The sequence below is a fragment of the Capnocytophaga sp. oral taxon 332 str. F0381 genome, from assembly GCF_000318275.2.
Classification (GTDB): Bacteria; Bacteroidota; Bacteroidia; order Flavobacteriales; family Flavobacteriaceae; genus Capnocytophaga; species Capnocytophaga bilenii.
In genome coordinates, this window is sequence record NZ_KB291304.1 from 1 (window position 1) to 1,242 (window position 1,242).

1 pseudogene is annotated in these 1,242 nt (G+C 42.1%); it reads right to left on the reverse strand.

Annotation, left to right across the window (positions count from 1 at the left end):
* A pseudogene (locus tag HMPREF9075_RS13490) lies at positions 1 to 1,242 on the reverse strand (gliding motility-associated C-terminal domain-containing protein); the annotation flags it as partial.

Here is a 1,242-nt window from a genome sequence, read left to right on the forward strand (position 1 = left end):
GAGTATAGCTGTCACCCGTTACTTCTATCGTTGGAGTAACCGTTGGGGTTGCTATACCCTTCACTACTATCGTAGCAGTAGCTACTGAACAATTACTGCTATTCAAGTTTTCGCATAGCCTATAGGTTACTGCATAAGTACCTGAAGCTGTGCCTGCTGGTATAGTTAGGCTTCCATTGGTATTAGTTTGTATACCTGCTGGCACATTAAGCCAAGTAAGGGTTACAGAAGCATTACCTACTAAACCAGTAGTACCGTTATAGCTATCGTTATTAAGTACGCTATCTGTAGTGGTAGTAGTGGTATTAGTTACCGTAAAGGTGTTATCCACAGCAGTTAGGGTAGCCTGTCCTACTACTACTGTTACCGTTGCTGATGAACAATTGCTGCCATTCAAGCGTTCGCAAATACGATAGCTTACAGTATATGTACCTGCTGGCGTACCTGCTGGTACACTGATAGTACCGTCAGTATGGGTTTGTATACCTGTTGGTACATTCGTCCAAGTAAGGGTTATAGATGTCGTATTAGGTGGGGTTACTCCATTTAGGGTATCGTTAGCCAATACACTGCTGGTAGTACCGCCATTAGCCCCATTAGGTATCTTAAAGGTGTCATCATTATCGTCTTCTGCTACTATAAGCGAAACTCCTACTGCTACAGTTACAGTTGCAGTTGAACAGTTATCGTTGTTCAAGTTTTCGCAAATAGTATAAGTAAGCGTATAGACACCTGATGGTGTGCCTGCTGGTACACTGATAGTACCATTTGCATTAGTTTGAATAGCTGCTGGCACTGTATTCCAAGTAAGGGTAATAGAGGCGTTGCCTACTAAGTTAGTAATACCGTTATAAATATCGTTTTCTAATACATTGCTGGTAGTACCTCCTACAGCTCCATTCGCAATTGCATAGTTGTTATTTTTAGCTGTGATAGTTGCTTGTCCTACTACTATCGTAGCAGTAGCAATTGAGCAGTTGCTGCCATTCAAGTTTTCGCAAAGCTTGTAGGTTACTGCATAAGTACCTGAAGCGGTGCCCGCTGCCACAGTAAGATTGCCATTAGTATGAGTTTGTATACCTGTTGGTACGGTTAACCAAGTAAGCGTTACAGATGCATTACCTACTAAATTGGTTGTACCATTGTACTCGTCATTAGTAAGTACATTACCTGCAGTGCCTCCATTAGCACCATTAGTTACCGTAAAGGTATCGCTATTAGCAGTTATTGCTGGCGCTCCTA